The following is an 18523-nucleotide window of genomic DNA, read 5'->3' on the forward strand; positions in this document are numbered from 1 at the left end:
CGCCCCGGCCCTCCTCGCGCATGCCGACGGCGATGCCGCCGCCTGGCACAAGGAGCCGGGCGGCCGCTCAGCGCAGGCGGCGCTGCGCCCACTCCACGCTCAGGCGGGCGACCTCCTCCTGGGCCTGCTCCAGGGACTCGGCGTGGACATGGACCATCTGGCTGGAGTCGGGCAGCAGCGGGAAGCCCTCGGCGGTGGCCTCAGCGGTGTCGGGCAGCTCATTGGACAGCACCCCGTGCACCATGAGCACCGGCCAGGGCAGGTCCGCCAGGGTGCGCTGCGGATCCTGCATGGAGAAGTCCGCCAGCGTCTCCTTGGACAGGACGTTCCACTCGCGGGAGTTGGGATTGTCATCCACCAGGCGCGTCAGCCCGTGCTGGGCGAGCTCATCGAGCTGCTCGGGGGAGAAGATCTCCTCCCACAGGATCGACTGCGGCCCCACGATGGCCCCCACGAGAACCGCCGTGCGCACATGCTCGGGCCTCGCCAGAAGCGCCGCCGTCGCCCCGAAACCGTTGGCGTGGATCATCTGCCGGGTGAAGCCCAGGCCGGCCAGCCAGCTGGAGGCCGCCCGCAGGTCCTCGGCCTCGCCCGCCAGCGTGATGACGTCGTCGTCGGACTCACCCAGACCCGAGAAGTCCAGGTTGAGCGTGGCCAGACCCGCCTCGCGGTAACGGGCACCGATCCAGTCCAGGCGCCCGCTCTGGCCGTGACGGTCGGTGAGGAAGTCGTGCGCCAGCAGGACCACGCCCTCAGGTCGCGCCTGTGGGGGCTGGGTGTCCTCCGACGTCGTAGAAACCTCCAGATCGATGGGGGCGGCTCCGGCAGGCAGCTGGAGGGTGCCGGCCAGGGTGATCCCGCGTGGGGTATCGATGCGGACGTCGTTCATGGGGTCAACCTAAGACAGAAAATAGGGGTGAGCATGGGGGATGCATCGGTAGTTCTCCCGATTGCGCTTCGAGCGTGACGGAGGCGTCGAGACCTCCGGACGCTCGCCGGGCTGTAGATATCTACGAACCGTGAGGATTCTCCGGCAACGGAGGATGCCGGACCGGGGACCAAGGGCCGAGGAGAGTGACAAGGGTGCCAGGCCGGGTGCGCACCCCGAGTCGCCGGGGGCTCGCACCCGGCCTCAGCTCCGCCGTCGGGCGGGAGGAGGGCAGGGACGGGCGGGGCTGCCGAGCTACGCGGGAAGCGGCACCGCGCGGACCGTCTCGACGGCGCGGCGCACCAGGGCCTCATCGGTGCGCTGGGGCTCGTCGGGGGTCAGTCCCTCGCGGGGGCAGCGCATGTGGACCTCACGCACGCCGGTGGACTCCACCAGGTCGACCAGGCCGTCGGGGCGCACGGCCCCGGCCGCGACCACGGTCGGCCCGCCACTGGCCACCAGCCCGGCGATCACCGAGGCGCCGTCGGCCGCGGTCCGGGCCGCCCCACTGGTCAGGACGTAGCGCACGCCCAGTCCCTCCAGGTCCCCATAGGCCTCGACGGTGTCGCGGCACTGATCGAAGGCCCGGTGGAAGGTGACGGGGGCGCCATTGGCCATGTCGACCAGCAGGCGCACGAGGCCGCGGTCAATGGTGCCGTCCTCCGTCAGGGCACCGACGACGAAGCCCAGGTCCACCGCCGGCGGCAGCGTCGTGCGCCCCCCGCCCGTGGCCTGGGGGCGGGTGAACTCGGCCATCTCCAGGGCCAGGGTGGCGATGCGCCGCACGTCGGCGATCATCGCCCGGCCCTCATCGGCGTTGTAGACGAAGGACCCGCCCCGGGGACGGATGAGGATCCGCAGGCCGAAGGGGGCGGCGGCCTCGGGCTTCTCCGCCCAGTGGGCGCCGGCCTGGACACGGCGCTGCTCGACCTGCTCGGCGGCGGCGAAGATGGCGGCCTCGATGGTGCCGATCGAGGGGGTGGTGCCGGCGGCGGTGAGGTTCGCGCCCAGCTCGGCCCGGTCAGCCCCGGCCCGGGCGGAGATCCTCACGCCCTCGACGTCCTCGACGCAGGTCTCCAGGACGACGTGGCTGGGGTGACGCCAGGCGGGGACGGGAGCGGTGATCGTATGCTGGCGCAGCGACGGTGCTGAGCCGGTGAGCCTCATTGCATTCATGGGGCTGAGTCTGACATGTCCGCACGATGATGGAAACCGACTTGACCTGGGAGTTCTTAAATGTCCTCCAGATCCTCGTAGGACTTGGGGTCCTCGATGGGCTCCAGGTGCGCCGAGATGCGCAGGCTGGTGTCGGCCTCGATGAGCTCGTCGATGACCTGCTCAGTGAAGTCGTGCCCCTTCTTGACGCTCCAGGCTGCCGGAACCAGCACGTGCAGCTCCATGAAGCGCCGGTTGCCGGCCTCGCGCACCCGCACCGCGTGGAAGTCGATCATGCCCACCTGGCGGTGGCGCGCCAGAACCTCCTCCACGCGCTGGAGCACCTCAGCGGACGGGGCGATGTCCATGAGACCGCCCACTGAGTCGCGAATGAGCGTGAAGCCGGTCCACATGATGTTGAGCCCGGCCCCCAGGGCGACGACGGCGTCGAGCACGGCCGAGCCGAAGACGGCCACCAGTGCCACCCCGACCAGCACCGCGGCGGAGGTGACGACGTCGGTGGCCAGGTGCTTGGCGTCGGCCACCAGGGTCATGGAGCGCTCGCGGCGCCCGGCCCGGTAGAGCACCCACGCCACCGCACCGTTGAGGAGCGAGGCGATGACCGAGACCGCCAGACCCACCCCCAGCTGCTCGGGCATCCGCGGGTCGATGAGGCGCTCGATGGCGGAGATGATGATGACGGCGGCGGCCACGAAGATCATGACCCCCTCGACGATGGCCGAGAAGTACTCGGCCTTGGAGTGCCCGAACTGGTGGTCGGCGTCGGCCGGCTTGGCCGCGATCTTCAGCACGATGAGGGCGACGACGGCGGCGATGAGGTTGACCACGGACTCGGCGGCGTCGGAGAGCAGACCCACGGAGCCGGTCAGCCAGGCCGCGGCCCCCTTGAGCGCGATCGTGGCCAGTGCGGCACCGATGGACAGCCACGCGTAGTGGCTCAGGTCCTTGGGGGGTGAGTAGCGGGAGGACACGACCCGATCATGGCGCGGGCCTCAGCGCCCTGACCACCTGAGGTTTCGTGTCGCCGCAACGCGCGGTCCGCGGCGGTCGGGTGTCCGCCCCGCGTTGCGCCGTGGGCTAAGGTGCCCGGTAGCGGCGGGCTGCCGGTCCGACACCGGGATCGACGGCGGGGCAGTCACCGTGACAGGAGCATGACAGGAGCGAAAGGCGGGCAACCGGGGTGCTGGACCTCTCTTCCCTCACGCTTCACATGCCGGCGTCCCTGACCGACACCTTCCGGCTGCTGGACCTGTGCGGGGTCCTGCTCAACGGGATCCTGGGCGGGCTCATCGCCCGGCGCAAGAACTTCGACCTGGTGGGCTTCGTCGTCCTGGCCATGCTCACGGCCACCGCCGGCGGCATCCTGCGCGACGTCATGATCCAGGCCGGTCCGCCCTTCGCCCTGACCGACCCCTACTACCTCTACACGGCCTGCCTGGGGGCGACGGTGGCCTGGTTCGTGCCGCTGACCTCGCGGCCCACCCGGCGCCTGCTCGTGGTGGCCGACGCCGTCATCCTGGGCTGCTGGGCCGCCACCGGGGCCTCGAAGGCCCTCACCTATGGGCTCGGCGTCATGCCGGCGCTCCTGCTGGGCTGCCTCACCGCCATCGGCGGCTCCATGATCCGCGACGTCGCGGTGGGGGAGACCCCGGCCGTCTTCGGGGGCAACAAGCTTTACGCGATCCCGGCGCTCATCGCCGCCGGTACCCAGGTGGTGGCCGTCAAGGCGGGGGTGGCCGACGCTCACGCCATGCTCGTGTCCACCGTGGTCGGTGCGGGCCTGTGCGTGCTCGCCTACTGGCGCTCCTGGCAGCTGCCGGTCATCTCCGACCGGGAACGGCGCCGGGCCGGGCGGCGCGCGGCGAACGGCGCGCTTGTGGGCTGGCGCCGGGGGCTCATGATGGGGCCGCTCAAGGCCCCCTCCTGGCGCGGCCGCGGCGGGCAGACGGCGCAGGAGGGCACCTCCTCCCAGCAGCCCGAGCAGGGCTAGGAGCGGACTGCGGGGTTAGCCGGGCTCAGCCGGCCTCGAGGCGGCCTCAGGAACTCTCGCCGACCGGGCGCACGCTGGCCTGACCGGCGTCGACGGGCTGGGACTGGGCGCCGCCCTTGCTCGAGGGCGCCCCGAAGAGCCGCTCCTTGACGGCGTCGGCGACCTTCTCGGTGACGGCCTCGCCCTGGGTGCGCACGGCCTGCTTGACGTGACTGGAGGCGGCGTCGACCCGGGTGCGCACGAAGGGCTGCTCGGCGACCTTGGAGGCCGCGGTCTTGATGCGCTCGTACTGGGCGCGCCCGGCGCGGGTCCCGAGCACGTATCCCGCGCCGAGTCCGAGGATGAAGGGGATCTTGCCGGCCATATCGTCTCCTGAGCTTGAAGGAAGCACTGCTGGGTGCGCCATCACCATACCGGCCGGGGGCCGGGGCGACTGACGTGAAGGGGGTTCGGGGCCCGCGTGATCGCCCACAGCGTCACGTGCGGGGGCGCTGCGGGGCTGGGGCGGTCCTCGCCCCTGGAATCACACGGTTTTCTCCGAGGAGTCGCCGGTGGAGGGGATCGAGCCCGCCGCGGGGTCCTGGACGCTGGTGCCGTGGGCGCTCGGCTGGGAGGCGATCAGGCCGTCCGGCGTGACGGTGGTGATGTAGGAGCGGCCGCCCAGGATGACGCCGAGCGTCACCAGCAGCCCGGTGCCCATGAGGGTGGCGACCTGCAGCACGTTGAGGTCGGCCAGGATCGCGTGGCGGCGCAGCGAGGCCGCCGTCGAGGCAGCGGAGCTGATGGGGCCGTTCGGGCCGGTGGGGCTGGTGGGCTCTGCCGGACCGGTGGAGTCCGTGGAGAAGGGGGACATCTGATTCCTCCTGTTCGCTGGGGATGGGAACGGGGGCGTCTGCCCCGATGAACCCAGGTAACCGCCCGGGCCTGTCGTCCGTGTAGGGCGGGCCTGTGCCGTCCCTGTGAACCGGGCAGGCTATGGGGCGATCCGCATGCTGGCGGGCATCGACGCCGGTGGAGGGGCCTGCGTGAGACATGCCGCATGGAGGGGGCGGCCGGGAAACGGCTCGCTCTCAGCGGTGGTCGCCGTGAGGCCGTCAGCGGCGCGGCGCGGCCTCCAGCAGCTCGCGGGGCAGGCGCCGGGCCAGCTCGTAGCCGTCGGCGCCCACGACGACGGGCACGTCGGCCTCGGCCAGGGTCCGGGCCTCCGGCCCGATGCCCATGGGGTGGGCGGTCAGCCCTCCGGCGAGCACCTGCTGGGTGGCGGTCAGACGGCGGATGGCGACGGCGGCGATCCGGTCGGCGTGGTGGCGGGCGGCCTCGCCGTAGATGTGCGGGTCGTGCTGGCCGTCGTCGCCGAAGAGGATCCAGGTGATCTGGGGCAGGTCGATCATGAGCCGGCGCAGCTCGGTGCGCTTGTGCTCGATGCCCGAGCGGAACCAGCCGGTGTTGGTCGGCCCCCAGTCGGTCATGAGCGCGGGCCCCGAGGGGAAGCCGTGGCGGGAGAAGAAGGAGCGCAGGGTGGGGACGACGTTCCAGGCCCCGGTCGATAGGTACATCATCGGGGTGCCCGGGTGGGCGGCCTGGATGCGCGAGTAGAGCTCGGCCATCCCGGGGACGGGCTCGCGCGCCGAGGAGTACTTGACGAGCTGGTTCCAGGCGGCCACGAGCACGCGGGGGACGTGCGTGACCATGGCGGTGTCGTCGATGTCGGAGATGATGCCCAGGCGCGGGCCCTCGGGGATGATGAGGACCTTGGCGGCGACCGCGTGCGCCCCCATCGCCTCGATCCTGGCCTCGTGCCAGCCGGGCTCCAGGCCGTGATCGCGCACGACGACGTCGATGTAGCCGCTGCGGTCGGCCCGGGTGCGCACACTGGCCCGACCCACGTGGACCGTCACCGGCAGGAAGGCCACCGGCACCTCGATGAACAGACGCCAGCCGCGTTGGGCGTCGCTCAGCCCGGTCATGGCGAAGCTGCGGGCCTGGGCGGCGCTGACGGGAAGAGTGTCGGGCAGGGAGCGGAACAGGGGTCCCTCGGCGGGGGCGTCCTGGGGACGCATCACCATGCGGGCCAGGACCCGGGCCATGGGAGCGGGCCGGGAGGGCTGAGTGGGCTGGGAGGAACCGGAGGAGGTCCCACGGGAGGCTGAGGCGGGGCGCCGGTGGGCTCCGGCCGCGCTGCGCTGGGTCGCAGTGTTCTGGTGCTGCTCCTGGTGCTGCGGCGCCGTCGGGCCGGGCTGAGCCGGGGCGCTGGTGCCGTATCCGTCGTAGGGAATGACGCGGGGGCGCCAGCCCTGACGCTTGAGGACCGGGACGGTATCGCGATGGAACCGGTCCTCGACGGCGCGGGCGATGTCGGAGAGGGGCACCCCTGGATCCTAGACGACTCAGGGGTTCCAATCGTTGCGTTCGTCAGGTGGATCGCGCGTTCGTACCCTTGAACCCTCTGTGTTGTCTCATGGCCTCTGAGAGTGTCGGATGTCATGACATCTTAAGACACTGGTGGGGTGCGTCTGCCGGATGGGAGGGCTGCTGCTTCGGCCTGTCGGAGCGGGCTGGCCGGGTCACTGTGGTGGTTGCCGTCGTCGTCTGGATGCACTGCACGAGGGTGGGGTGCTACTGGACGAGGGTTGGGTGCACTTCGGGTGGGTGGGGCCTTCGTGCAGTACGCACAACCCTTGGCCAGTGGATCCCGACCCTCGTGGAGAAGGCAGACTCGGGCCGACTCAAGGCAGAGTCGGAGTCGAACCCTGACCACCGGGCCCCAGCGCAGGCGGCGGGCAGGAGTCGGTGGAGGCGGACCTGAGACGGAGGCGCCGGGCACTGCCGCAAGCCCCACCGACTTACTCCTACGCAGCCCGGTGTCCACAGCGCTGACATGAACGGACCCGGCGTCAGCGCACCCAGTGGGGATCGTTGGAATGTCGCGGGTCGTCTTTGGTCCGCGACGTCGGAGCGGGGTTGATGTCAGCACCATGGACACCCACACCCCGTCAGGACGGTCCCCGGGACCACCCAGGGACCGATGACTGCAGAGGATCTCGAGCGCATGCGCACCGAGCGAGAGGTCCGCCAGGCCTCGTCGTGATGAAGCGCCGCGCGGTCGTAGGGTAGGTCGCGGGGTCGTACCCTGAACCCTCGATAGCGCGACCTACGGTACGACCGCGAGCGCCCCTCAGCGGCGCAGGGCCTTGAGCCGCCGGCCGCTCGCCCACCACAGGACGGCCCCGCAGCCCAGGGCCCACCAGGTGTAGCTCGAGCCGACGGCCTTGGCCCAGGCGGGCCAGTTCTGCTCCACGTGGTTCTGCTCGGGGAACCACCACTGCATTGCCAGGACGAAGACGAGGAACCCGGCGGCGGCGGCCACGCCGAGCGCGGTCGAGCGCCAGCGCCAGGTCGCCGCCGTCACCGACATGAGCACGGGCAGGCACCACACCCAGTGGTGCGACCAGGAGATGGGAGAGATGAGCAGGCCGAGCACCATGACCACGCTGATCTGGAGGGACAGGATCAGGTCGTCGTCCTGCCCGGGACCTCCGACCGCGCCGCCGGCTCCCCGCAGCCGGTCCAGCCGGCGGCACAGGAGCCAGGCCACCACGACTGCGAGCAGGGAGCACACCGCCCAGGTGAGGTTCCAGGCGGCCTCCGGCAGCCCCCGGGCGATCGCGCCCTTGAGGTTCTGATTGCCCGAGTAGTCGGCGAAACCGGCGCGCCCCGGATCCCACATGGCCGAGGTGAAGAACTCCCAGGACTCGGCGGGGGCCGCCAGGGCGGCCAGGAGCGTCAGTCCGACGGCGCTGCCCGCCATAGTGGCTGCCGCCCGCCACTCCCGGCGTGCCAGGAGCACCAGGATCGCGACCGCCGGCGTCAGCTTGATCGCGGCGGCCAGACCGCTGAGGGCCCCGCGCCAGCGCGAGCGCTCAGGAACCAGGAACAGGTCCACGGCCACCAGCGCCATGAGAATGGCGTTGACCTGCGCGTACTCCATGGTCTTGGGGAAGGGCTCCAGGGCGATGACCCCGATGAGCGCCAGCCACGGTGCCAGGCCGCGTGCCATCCGGGGCGCGACGGCCAGCCGCCTGAGAACCGCGTAGGCGGTCACGGCGGCGCACAGCGGCGTGGCCACGATCAGCAGCACGGTGGCCTGCTGGTACGACATCCAGGTCAGGGGCGAGATCACCCAGGCCGCCAGGGGCGTGTAGGTGAAGGGCCACAGGTGCTGGCCCGGGTTGGCGTACCAGCTGTAGAGGTCCCCGCCGTCGAGCCACTGACGGACGGCCTCGTAGTAGACGAAGGAATCCAGCTTGAACAGCCACTGGCCGTGCTCATCCACGAGGGACCAGTAGGCGGGCACCAGCAGGGTCAGCCATCCCAAGGCGGCGACGACGGGCGATGAGGCGACGGCGTGCGCGGCCGCCACCAGCCGCGCAGGTCGGGCGGCAGGCATCCCGCTCCCACGGCCGGGGTGCCCCGTGGGGCCGGTGCCCGACTGGGAGGGAAGGGGGGCGTGTTGTGGATTTCCTGCGATCGGCATCGTGCTGAGTGTAGAAGAGTCACCAAGAACGCTGGGAACTGAGTCGCCCGCCGAGGACGCTCAGTGACCGCCCAGCGAGCCGCTGGTCCGCGCTCGCCTGAGCGCGGACAGCCCCAGGACACCAACCACGACGGCGCCCCAGGCGAAGGCGGCCACTGCCAGGTACCCGGCGCGCGAGCCACCGGCGTCGGTGGCCTGCCCCGCCAGCAGGGACCCGATCGAGACCCCGATGTTGAGGGCCGTGCTCACCCAGGCCAGGCCCTCGGTCAGCTGGGAGGGGGCCACCGTCACCTGCACGATGTTGTTGCCGCTGGTCAGGGTGGGGGCGATGGCCAGCCCCGTCAGGAGTGCCAGGACGGACAGCACCACCAGGCTCGGGGCGAAACCGAAGGTCGAGGCCCCCACCGCCAGCCCCACCAGTCCGGCCATGAGCTGCTTCCACAGCGGCCACCCCCACGTGCGCGAGCCGTAGAGGAGGGCCGCGCCGAAGGAGCCCACGCCCCACACCGCCAGGACCAGACCCGAGGCCGACTTGTGCCCGGCCTCGGTGGCGAAGGCGACCGCGGCGACGTCGTTGGCCCCGAACATGGCCCCCAGGATGAGGAAGACGATGGCGATGGACACCATCGCGCCGTAGCGCATCACCGGTGGGTGCGCCGCGGTCTGATCCGACTGCTCGGCGGCCTCAGCGGTGCGCCGCGGCCGAGTCGGGTGCGGCGCGGGCTCAGTGGCGCGCTGGCCGAGGAACCACAGCCCCCCGACCAGCTGCATCACCACACAGCACACCCAGCCCGAGATCACCGGCAGGAACGGCGTCGTGCACAGGGCCGTGGCCAGCACCGGCCCGAGAATGAAGGCCACCTCGTCCAGGGCCGCCTCCAGGGAGAAGGCCGCGTGAACCTCCTCGGGGCGGGTGAGCATCGCCGTCCAGCGCGCCCGCACCAGTGAGCCCATGGAACCGGCCAGGCCGCCGGCCAGGGCTGACAGGGCGGCCAGGATCCCCAGGTGCGCGTGCACGGCGGCGGCGCCGGCCAGCCCCACCAGGCTCAAGGACGACACGAGCACCGCGGGCAGCATGACCCGCGACTGGCCGTAGCGGTCGACGCAGCGGGCCAGGATCGGCGCCCCGATGGCCATGGCCACGAAGTTCGCGGCGCTGACCAGGCCCGCGGCCGTGTAGGAGCCGTAGAGCTCCTCGACCGCCAGGATCGTGGAGATCCCCACCATGGACATGGGGAAACGGGCGATGAGCCCGGCGCTCGTGAAGGAGCGGGCACCGGGGTGAATGAGGATCGTTCGGTAGGAGGTGGCCATATCGGACGTCGTGCGCTGCTGGAAGGTGCGGCTCAGAGGAAGTTCAGAGGAAGTTCAGAGGAATAGGACGGGTCGGAGCCCCGGCGGGCGGGGCTCCGACCTGGGGTGAAACGGATCAGTTGCTGCGGTGGGTGGTGGGGGTCACGCTCTCGCGGCTGAGGATGAAGCCCTGACCGGTGACCTGGCTCCAGCACTGCATACCGGAGTCTGCCGACTCACAGGCGAAGGTGGAGTTCTTGGCGGCGGAGCCGTAGCTGAGGCTGACGCCCTTGGTGGAGAAGGTGGACCCGCAGCTCTGGCTGGACTTCCCATCCGTGCCGATCGTGACCGTCAGCGGCTTCGAGGACGGGCAGGAAGCGGTCGAGGCGTGCTCGTTGATGACGCAGGTGAGGTTGTTGTCATTCAGGGTGCAGCTGATGTTGCCGCTGGGGGCGTCGAAGGCGGACAGCTCCTGAGCGTTGGCGGGTGCCGGCGCCTTGAGTGTGGGGGTTGCCGAGGCACTCGGGGTGGCCGAGGCCGAGGGGGAGGCGGACTGGGCGGCCGGGGAGGAGCCGTCTTGAGCCGCGGCCTGGCCGGAGTCTGCCGGGGCCTCGGTGCCCGAGTCGGCGGCCGAGCCCTTGTCACTGCCCCCGGAGAGGTACCAGGTCGCCAGGAAGACCAGGACCGTGGCCACCAGGAGCGCCAGGATGAGCAGGATGCGGTTGGAGGTCAGGAAGGAGGACGGGGCCTCGGAGTCGTCGTCCTCGGTGCCGACGCCGAAAACGCCGTCGTCGCCGGCCACTGCGGGGGCCTGCTGCACGGGAGCCGGAATGACCGGGCTCTGCGCCTGAGAGACGTTCGCGGACTGCTGGAAGGTCTGCTGCAGGGCGGGCTGAACCGGCCGGGCCGGTGACTGGGAGGCCATTGCCTGGGCGGGGTGGGACGTGGGCACCGAGACAGTCGGGTCACCCGCGGCCTGGAAGCCGTCAACCTGCGTGTTCGCGCCGGCCGCGTTGAAGGCGCTCGGAGCGCTCGCGGCGCTCCTCGAGCTGGTGGCGGAGATCGCAGAGGCGCCGGAGACCGCGCTGCCGGGCTGGAGCGAACGGGGCAGGGTCACCTGCGTGGGGGCCTCGGAGGACCTGGCCGACGGGGCGCTGTGCTGGGCGCCGGGGGGCGAGACCACCGCCAGCTGCGGCGATGACTGCGCCGACTGCGCCGACGGCGCTGACTGGGGCTGGCTGTTGCGAGAGGCCAGGGCTGCGTCGACCGCGGGGTCGCCCAGGGTTCCCAACCACTCCAGGAGGGCGGGATAGGTGCGTGGGTTGGCGGCGATGTAGGGGCGCAGGCCGGGGTAGTTCTGCGCCAGCTGGTGGAGGGTCTCCAACTCTGCATTGGGATCCTGCGCTCGCGCGACAAGCTCGTCCTTGGCCTGAGACATGCTGGGTCCTTCGAGGGTCGGGAAAACGACGTCGGTCCAGGTTGTGACCGGCACCTGGGGCCGTCGCGGGTCGGGTGTCGGGCCGCCCGTGATACCGAGTCAGGGAACGCAGTACCACCTCGGCGGCATAGGGGTCGGTCAGCCGGCCACGTTGGAAGACTACCTGAGGACACCGTGAATCCGACTGCCTGACGGGTCACGGCCGCAGCCCGTCAGTGTCCGACGACGGCGGATCGTCGCCGATGGCGGCGGTGAGGCAGGCCCGTTCGGCGGGTGCAGCGGGGCCGGCGCCGCCGGCCTCCGATCGGGTGTGGGCTCCCACATGGTGGAATCAGGGCGGTGGCGCGGTGGTTCCGGACGGGGTGCTGGGGTTTACTAGGGGAGTGCACGCGACGCAAGTGAAAGGGAGCCGATGACCGAGCACGTTCGTGCTGATGCCGATGCCATCGTGATCCGCGGTGAGGACGGCATCAGGGCCTCGGAGGTCGTTGTCGGTGCGGCCACTGACGTGGGGCGCCTGCGGACGATCAACGAGGACGGCTACCTCGCCATCGCTCCGGCCTTCGTCGTCGTCGACGGCATGGGCGGGCACGCCGCCGGCCGTATGGCCACGCAGGTGGCCCTCGACTCCCTGTACTCACTGGCCGGGGCGACCATCACTGACATCGACACGGTGGTTCGCGCGGTGGTGGCCGCGCAGGAGGCGATCATCGCCATCCCGTCCCACGCCGCCTACCTGCCCGGTGCGACGATCGCCGGCGTCATCCTGACCTGGATTGCGGACGAGCAGGGGGTGACGCGTCCCACCTGGGTCATCTTCAACATCGGGGACGCCCGGGTCTACCTGCTGCGCGGTGACATGCTCTCCCAGGTCACCCGCGACCACTCCCGGGTCCAGATTCTCATCGAGACCGGCGAGCTTACCCCCGAGCAGGCGCGCCGCGACTCCCGCCGCAACATCGTCACCCGGGCGCTGGGCGGTGGCATCGCCGACTCCGGCGTCCCGGACCTCTACAGCGTTCCGGTGGCCGCCGGGGACCGGCTCCTCATCTGCTCCGACGGACTCAGTGACGAGCTCGACGACGAGGCCATCGCCACCGTGCTGGCGGCCGGGTGCACGGCGCAGCGCACGGCCGAGCTCCTCGTGGCCGCCTCCCTGGAGGGCGGGGGGCATGACAACACCACCGCCGTCGTCGTCGACGCCCTCCAGGTGCCAGATCTTCCGCCGACGGCGCACACGTCCCGCCCCGGTGGCGCGAGCAGTCAGGGGGCGCAGTGACGATCTCCCCGGTTCCCTCCCCATCCCTGCCACGCGAGCGGATTCCGCTGCCCGAGGGGCTGACGCGCCTGTCGGACGGGGCTCTGCGGGTCGACGGCGTTGACGGGACCGCCGTCATCAACCCGGCTGCCGGCTCGCAGGCCGGTGGCGTCTCCGTGGAGACGGGCCTGCGGGTCCTGCAGGCCCTGGGCGGCACCTACCTGCCGACGGTGGGGCCCGCGGCCCCCGCGGCCCTGAGCGCGCCCTCCCCCCAGGACGCCGCGCCCTCGCGGGCCGCAGCGCTGCGGCGCTCGGACCTGCGGTCCATGGCGCCGGAGCCCAGCGGGATCGTCCCGGCCGAGCCCAGTGACGAGACCACGCTGCTCAGACCGATCACCCCGATCTCCCCGATCTCCGGCTCGCCCCAGGAGGCTGCCCCGGAGCCGGAGCCGGAGCAGGAGCAGGAGCCGCAGCCGGCGCCGGTGCCCCTGGAGGTGCCTTCTCCCGCCGCGGCCGATTCTCCTACCGAGGTCGCTTCCCCCGCCCAGGCCCCTCCCTCTGACGAGGCCCCTTCCTCCGCCGAGGCTGCGACTCCTGCTGAATCCGACAGCTCCACGGACTCGGCTCCCGAGCTGCTGGAGACGGGCGTCTGGGAGGACCCCGACGACCCCGTCGAGCCGCAGCAGCAGCTCTCGCAGACCACTGAGGGCGCTGCAGAGGGCCTGGAGACCGGTGATGTGAGCCCGTTCCCGGACTACCCCGAGCCGGAGCCCGGCTCGGGGCGTCGGCGCCGCGGCGCCCACCGGGCCCCCACCGCCCCCTCGGCGAGCTCGGGCGGCAGCCCGACGGCCAACACCCCCACGGCGCCGGACAACTCCAAGAGCAAGCAGCCCCAGCCCGTTCGGGAGCCCCAGCCCTTGGAGGCCCTGCCCAACACGGAAGTCGTCTCCGCCTCCGAGGCGGCGCTGATCGCGGCGCCCCCCGTGCGGGCCTCGATCTGCCCCCAGGGGCACCCCAATCCTCCCGAGCTCCGGGAGTGCCTGATCTGCGCCCAGCCCCTGCCGGGAGTGTTCTCCTACGTGCGCCGGCCGGCTCTGGCCACGCTGACCCTGTCAACCGGCGCCGCCGTCGAGGTCGCCGGCGACGTCGTCATCGGACGCGCCCCCCAGGTGCAGGCCGGGGGTGATCCGCACATCGTGGCCCTGGTCCCGGTGGCCAGCCCGCAGCACATGGTCTCGCGCTCCCACCTCATGCTCACGACCTCGGGGTGGAGCGTCCTGGCTCAGGACCTGGGCTCGTCCAACGGCACCGTCCTGGCCCGCCCCGGTGCGACGCCGGTCCTGCTGGGATCGGGAATGCCGACGCCGGTCTTCATGGGGGACCTCATGGATGTCGGTGACGGAGTGACGCTCCGTATCGATCCGCCGTCGTGGCTGAGGCTCCGTAGTGGCTGAGGTCACTGTCCGAGTGGTTGTGCTTGGCCGGTGCGGTTCCGGCATCTCAGCGAGACTGGACCCGGCCGATCATGAGCCGGGACCGTGGAAGGAGAATTCATGAGCGACCTGACGTGGACGGAGATGCCGGAGGTCGATCCTGAGCAGCCCGACGAGCTCGTCCTGGACTTCTCCGGAGAGATTCACCGGGTCGCTCCGGCCGACACCTTCGTCATCGGCCGAGGCGGAGACCTCGATATCGACGACAACCCCTACCTCCACCGCCGTTTCCTGGTCTTCGCCCACTCCGAGAACCTCTGGTGGATCGCCAACGAGGGTTCGCGGTTGTCGGCCACCCTGACCGACGGCGAGGGACTGGTCCAGTCCCGGCTGGCCCCGGGCGCCCGTATGCCGCTGGTCTTCCCACGGGTCATCCTCACCTTCTCCGCAGGCCCCACCACCTACGAGATCAACCTCATCACCTCCGGGGAGGACCGTTTCTCCGGGATCGACGGCGTGCGCCAGTCCTCCGGCCAGACCACCATCGGGGTGACTCCGATGACCCGCTCCCAGCTGCTGCTCGTCCTGGCGCTGTCCGAGCCGGTGCTCAAACGGGCCGGGACCGGGGCCGCCGAGATCCCCTCCTCCGCGGCGGCCGCGGCGCGCCTGGGCTGGCCGCTGACCAAGTTCAACCGCAAGCTCGACAACGTCTGCGAGAAGCTCGACCGGGTGGGGGTGCGCGGGCTGCGCGGCGGCCGGGTGGCCGGAGCCGCCTCCAATCGGCGTACCGCCCTGGTGGAGCACGCCGTGTCCACTCTCATGGTCACCGCCGAGGACCTCTACATGCTTGACGAGGAGTGGGCCGCCAACCAGGCCCCCGCCGACCAGACGGCCGAGCGCTCAGTGAGCACCGCCCCGGTGGCCCAGAGCTCGCCGTCGGCGCCGAGGCGATGACGTGACGCGAGGAGCGATGAGTCACCACAGTGACACGGACTCGCCTCGGGCGCAGGATGAGGTGACCGAGGAGGAGTTCTCCGATCGGGCCCTCCTCGATGAGGTCCTGGCGGACGATCCCGAGGAGGACGACCTCTCGCAGGAGGAGTTCTTCGAGGATGACCTCCCCCGCCCTGCCGGCCGACGTCGCGCTCGACGGTGGGTGGCTGTCCTGGTGGTGCTCGTCGTCATCCTGAGCGCCGGGGCTGTCGGGGCGGAGTACCTCGTGCGCGGGCAGGTCGACTCCGCCGTGCGCTCGGCCCTGCCGGGGCTCAGTCCGGACGCCCGGATCGCCACCAGGGGAATCGTTCTGAGTCAGGTCGTCGGCGGCTCACTGGACAGTCTGAGCGTGGACTCCCCGAGCCTGACGATCACCTCCAAGGGGCAGAGCAACGCCTCGGTCACGCTCAGCGACGTCGACGTCGATCTGAGCCACATCAGCCTGCACAAGCCCTATCAGACCGACACGGTGGCGGCGTCGGGCACCGTCAGCTGGCAGCAGGTGGCCACGCTCGCCGCCGCATCGCACCCCAAGCTCAAGGGCATCACCCTTCAGGCCAAGCGCACCGGGACGAGCGCCCAGGATCCGGGGGTCATCCAGGCCTCGATGTCCGTGCTCGGTCTGAGTGGTGAGGCCGAGATCGCCCCGTCGCTGGGTGCCGACGGCAGCCTGATCCTGACCATCACTTCCACCCGGATGAGCGGGAACACCCTCGGCGTCGACGTCGGCACGGGGCAGGACAGCATGCTCAGCTATGTCGGGCTGGACTCCCCGCAGATCACGATCCCCGCGAAGTCCCTGCCGTCGGGGCTGCGTCCGAGCAGCGCCATCGTCACCAATGACGGGCTCCGGCTGAGCCTGGCCGGAAGCCGGGTGAACCTCGGCCAGCTCTGATCCCGGGGCGGCCACCCCATGACGACTCGTCTCACATTTCCTTCAAAGTGGCGCGAATCCGGTGAAAAGTGGAGGCTTACCGGCGCTGTGGGGAGGACTTCCCCGTCGCTCGCGCCACAGGTGGCCCCGGCTCGTATAGCCTGCCAATGCGTCGCCTATCCAGGCGCGAGCACGTGGCGCGAGGAATCAAGCCAGAACTGAGCGAGGAGAACCATGAGCATGCAGCCCGAGCACCGCGCCCAACCCGGCAGTCAGCCGGGTGGCTGGGGCAGTGGCCAGCAGTACGGTCAGTCGAGCGGCCAGCCGGCCGGGCAGCCGGCGGCCCGACAGGCCGGTCAGCCCGCCGGCTCCTCCGCCGGGCAGGGGACTGCGGCCTCGGCGCAGCAGCCACCCTCGGTCCCTCCTCAGATCGACCCGCAGACCGCCGGGGCCGGCTCCGTGCCGACCGCGTCATCCAGGATGACGGTTCCCGGCTACCCCTCCGGACCGGCGGCGCCGGCCGAGGAGAAGGTCGACACCGGCCCCCTGCCCTCCCGTGAGACGCTGCGCCGCGAGGCCCGGGCCGCCTCCAGCCGTCGAGGCGCCGGGGATGCCGACGTGGAGCGCGCCGGCGAGCTGCTCAAGTCCGTGGCCAACATCTTCTCCCAGCGCGTCGTCGGTCAGGAGCAGCTGCGCAGGGCCCTGGTGACCGCCCTCATGTCCAGTGGGCACATCCTGCTGGAGTCGGTGCCGGGCCTGGCCAAGACCACCGCCGCCCAGACGCTAGCCTCGGCGGTCTCCGGCTCCTTCCGGCGCATCCAGTGCACGCCCGACCTCATGCCCAACGACATCGTGGGCACCCAGATCCTCAACTCCTCCACCGGCGAGATGACCACCCAGCTGGGGCCGGTCCACGCCAACATCGTCCTGCTCGACGAGATCAACCGCTCCAGCGCCAAGACCCAGTCGGCCATGCTCGAGGCCATGCAGGAGCGCCAGACCTCCATCGGCGGTGTCGTCTACCCCCTGCCCCACCCCTTCATGGTCCTGGCCACCCAGAACCCCATCGAGGAGGAGGGCACCTACGTCCTGCCCGAGGCGCAGATGGACCGCTTCCTCATGAAGGAGGTGCTCACCTACCCGCGGCCCTCCGAGGAGGCCGACGTCCTGGACCGCATCTCCAACGGGACCTTCGACCAGCCCGTGACCGGTCGGCCCATCTCCACCGACGACGTCGAGTGGCTGCAGCGGGCCGCCGAGCGGGTCTACGTCGATCCCGTCATCAAGCAGTACATCGTCGCCCTCATCAACACCTCCCGCGGCGGAGGGCCGCGGCCCGTGCCCGGCCTGGACCGGCAGGTGCGCGTGGGGGCCTCCCCCCGTGGAGGCATTGCGCTCATGAAGGTGGCCCAGGCCGTCGCCCTCCAGGAGGGGCGCACCTACGTCATCCCCGACGACGTCCGCCTGCTGCGCCACGGGGTGCTGCGCCACCGGCTGGTGCTCACCTATGACGCCCTGGCCGACGGAGTCGCGCCCGAGGCGATCATTGACGCCATCTTCGCAGCCGTCCCCACGCCCTGAGCCCGGTGGGGACCAGCACAGCGATGAGCACGGAGGTACACGGCGCTCCCGGGGCGCCCGAGTCCGATTCCGGCGAGGGCCGGCGCGGTTCGCGGATCGAGCGTCTGCGCGCGGCTCTGAGCCTGCCGACCCTGCGCCGCGCCACGGGGCTGCTCGACGGGCGCCACAAGTCGGTGTTCGTCGGACGCGGGCAGGACTTCGACGACATGTCCTTCTACCGGCCCGGCGACGACATCTCCGACATCGACTGGAAGTCCTCGGCCCGCCTGGGGCAGCCGGTCATCAAGCGCTACCAGCGCGAGTCCATGATGCCCATGGTGCTGGCCGTGGACACGGGCCGGACCATGGCGGCGATGACCCCCTCAGGCGAGGACAAGCGCGACCTGGCCCTGGGAGTGGCGGAGGTCTTCGCCTACCTGGCCCGGATGCGGGGGGACTCGGTGGCGCTCGTGGCCGGTGACGCCGGCCGGATGATCTCGCGCCCGGCCCGTTCCGGGGCCAAGCACGTGGAGACCCTGCTGGCGCTGCTGGCCCGCACCTACGAGGACCTCGACGCTCCCGTTGAGGGGGCGCCCGGCGTCTTCGAGCTGGCCCCCGGGGCCCCTCCCTCCAGCCTGCCGCGCCTCATGGAGCGGGTGAGCACCTGGCACCGCCGCCGCAGCCTGGTCATCCTCATCACCGACACCGCCCACCCCGGCCCCGACGCCGCGACCTGGCTGCGGCGCCTGTCGATTCAGCACGAGATGATCGTCGTCCAGATCGAGGACGACGACCCACTGCGCCCGGACGGCGGCCGCGGGCGGGACATCGACCTGCCCTTCGAGATCCCCGCCTTCCTGCGCGCAGACTCCTACCTGGCCGCTCAGGCGGCCGTGGTGCGCGAGCAGTGGCGCACCAGCGTCGAGCAGGTGCTCGACGCCCGGCACCTGGAGTACGGCGTCGTCTCCTCCGAGGAGACGCTCATCGACTCCATCGCCGAGCTCCTCCAGCGTGAGCGCGCCGCCGTGGCCAGAGGGAGGCGGTGA

The 18523-nt window shown here is 71.3% G+C and carries 16 protein-coding genes; 7 read left to right on the plus strand and 9 right to left on the minus strand.

What is annotated here, in order from left to right; genetic code table 11:
* Window positions 1–67: 67 nt before the first annotated feature.
* The 3 genes from JJJ14_RS01520 to JJJ14_RS01530 all read right to left on the minus strand — a co-directional run bounded on the left by JJJ14_RS01520 (window position 68) and on the right by JJJ14_RS01530 (window position 3075).
* Entirely contained in the window at window positions 68–889 is an 822-nt protein-coding gene (locus JJJ14_RS01520; RefSeq protein WP_003787821.1) for an alpha/beta hydrolase family protein, read from the minus strand.
* A gap of 294 nt (window positions 890–1183) precedes the next feature.
* A complete protein-coding gene (locus JJJ14_RS01525; RefSeq protein WP_201445040.1) occupies window positions 1184–2095 on the minus strand; it encodes a copper homeostasis protein CutC in 912 nt (303 codons plus the stop codon).
* Between the two features lie 65 nt (window positions 2096–2160).
* Window positions 2161–3075, minus strand: coding sequence for a cation diffusion facilitator family transporter (locus JJJ14_RS01530; protein WP_201444501.1), 915 nt, complete (start codon window positions 3073–3075; stop codon window positions 2161–2163).
* Window positions 3076–3314: 239 nt separating this feature from the next.
* Between JJJ14_RS01530 and JJJ14_RS01535 the strand changes: the two genes are divergently transcribed.
* A complete protein-coding gene (locus JJJ14_RS01535) occupies window positions 3315–4094 on the plus strand; it encodes a trimeric intracellular cation channel family protein (protein WP_075414057.1) in 780 nt (259 codons plus the stop codon).
* Between the two features lie 46 nt (window positions 4095–4140).
* Here the strand turns inward: JJJ14_RS01535 and JJJ14_RS01540 are convergent, their stop codons facing one another.
* The 6 genes from JJJ14_RS01540 to JJJ14_RS01565 form a co-directional block, all read right to left on the minus strand.
* On the minus strand, window positions 4141–4458 hold the full coding sequence (locus JJJ14_RS01540; RefSeq protein WP_009406192.1) for a hypothetical protein: 318 nt from the start codon (window positions 4456–4458) through the stop codon (window positions 4141–4143).
* A gap of 159 nt (window positions 4459–4617) precedes the next feature.
* Complete coding sequence (locus JJJ14_RS01545) at window positions 4618–4947, minus strand: hypothetical protein (RefSeq protein WP_101558911.1); 330 nt, start codon at window positions 4945–4947, stop codon at window positions 4618–4620.
* Window positions 4948–5188: 241 nt separating this feature from the next.
* Complete coding sequence (locus JJJ14_RS01550; RefSeq protein WP_101558910.1) at window positions 5189–6463, minus strand: App1 family protein; 1275 nt, start codon at window positions 6461–6463, stop codon at window positions 5189–5191.
* A gap of 806 nt (window positions 6464–7269) precedes the next feature.
* The gene (locus JJJ14_RS01555) at window positions 7270–8541 is read right to left on the minus strand and encodes a glycosyltransferase 87 family protein (protein ID WP_201444502.1); all 1272 of its coding nucleotides are present in this window, start codon (window positions 8539–8541) and stop codon (window positions 7270–7272) included.
* Between the two features lie 147 nt (window positions 8542–8688).
* Window positions 8689–9942, minus strand: coding sequence for an MFS transporter (locus JJJ14_RS01560; RefSeq protein ID WP_201444503.1), 1254 nt, complete (start codon window positions 9940–9942; stop codon window positions 8689–8691).
* Window positions 9943–10057: 115 nt separating this feature from the next.
* Window positions 10058–11359, minus strand: a complete 1302-nt coding sequence (locus JJJ14_RS01565; RefSeq protein ID WP_101558907.1) for a variant leucine-rich repeat-containing protein — start codon at window positions 11357–11359, stop codon at window positions 10058–10060.
* Window positions 11360–11771: 412 nt separating this feature from the next.
* On the opposite strand from JJJ14_RS01565, the gene JJJ14_RS01570 reads away from it, so the two are divergent.
* From JJJ14_RS01570 to JJJ14_RS01595, 6 genes are all read left to right on the plus strand, one after another.
* Window positions 11772–12638: a PP2C family protein-serine/threonine phosphatase gene (locus JJJ14_RS01570; RefSeq protein ID WP_101558906.1), complete on the plus strand. Its 867-nt coding sequence runs from the start codon at window positions 11772–11774 to the stop codon at window positions 12636–12638.
* Window positions 12635–14071, plus strand: a complete 1437-nt coding sequence (locus JJJ14_RS01575; protein ID WP_201444504.1) for a hypothetical protein — start codon at window positions 12635–12637, stop codon at window positions 14069–14071. The genes JJJ14_RS01570 and JJJ14_RS01575 overlap by 4 nt, the downstream gene beginning before the upstream one ends.
* Window positions 14072–14170: 99 nt before the next feature.
* Complete coding sequence (locus JJJ14_RS01580) at window positions 14171–15004, plus strand: hypothetical protein (RefSeq protein ID WP_009405622.1); 834 nt, start codon at window positions 14171–14173, stop codon at window positions 15002–15004.
* Window positions 15005–15020: 16 nt separating this feature from the next.
* Window positions 15021–15938 (plus strand): LmeA family phospholipid-binding protein, encoded by a 918-nt coding sequence (locus tag JJJ14_RS01585; RefSeq protein WP_201444505.1) that lies wholly within the window; start codon window positions 15021–15023, stop codon window positions 15936–15938.
* Between the two features lie 213 nt (window positions 15939–16151).
* Window positions 16152–17498, plus strand: a complete 1347-nt coding sequence (locus JJJ14_RS01590; RefSeq protein WP_201444506.1) for an AAA family ATPase — start codon at window positions 16152–16154, stop codon at window positions 17496–17498.
* A gap of 23 nt (window positions 17499–17521) precedes the next feature.
* Window positions 17522–18523 carry a DUF58 domain-containing protein gene (locus tag JJJ14_RS01595; RefSeq protein WP_003787794.1) on the plus strand — a complete coding sequence of 334 codons (1002 nt, stop codon included), beginning with the start codon at window positions 17522–17524 and terminating at the stop codon, window positions 18521–18523.

The organism is Actinomyces sp. HMT 175, from assembly GCF_016694895.1.
In the GTDB taxonomy this organism is placed as follows: Bacteria; Actinomycetota; Actinomycetes; order Actinomycetales; family Actinomycetaceae; genus Actinomyces; species Actinomyces oris.